Origin of the sequence: Streptomyces chattanoogensis (assembly GCF_001294335.1) — a bacterium.
GTDB classification, from domain to species: Bacteria; Actinomycetota; Actinomycetes; order Streptomycetales; family Streptomycetaceae; genus Streptomyces; species Streptomyces chattanoogensis.
In genome coordinates this window covers 1-425 of the sequence record NZ_LGKG01000067.1, presented here as the reverse complement: position 1 = coordinate 425, position 425 = coordinate 1, and the positions used below count along the sequence as shown (strand labels likewise).

The window sequence follows — 425 nt, the reverse complement described above, 5'->3', positions numbered from 1 at the left end:
AGCGGCAGGGTGCCGCCGTCGCCCTGCTTGGGCAGCAGGCCCTCGGCGCGCAGCTCGGCGATGGTGGCGCCCAGGGAGATGCGGGCGGCGGCCTTGGCGAGCGGCACCGCGGTGGCCTTCGAGGTGAAGGGCACGGTGCGCGAGGCACGCGGGTTGGCCTCCAGGACGTAGAGGATGTCGCCGGCCATCGCGAACTGGATGTTGATCAGCCCGCGGACGCCGACGCCCTTGGCGATGCCCTCGGTCGAGGCGCGCAGCCGCTTGATGTCGAAGCCGCCCAGGGTGATCGGGGGCAGCGCGCAGGCGGAGTCACCGGAGTGGATACCGGCCTCCTCGATGTGCTCCATGACGCCGCCGAGGTAGAGCTCCTGGCCGTCGTAGAGTGCATCGACGTCGATCTCGATGGCGTCGTCCAGGAACCGGTC

The 425-nt window shown here is 71.1% G+C and carries 1 protein-coding gene; it reads right to left on the bottom strand.

Annotated elements, in window-relative coordinates:
• Window positions 1-425 (bottom strand): ATP-binding protein (locus ADL29_RS09015; RefSeq protein WP_483855165.1); only part of this gene is annotated, 425 nt, incomplete at both ends.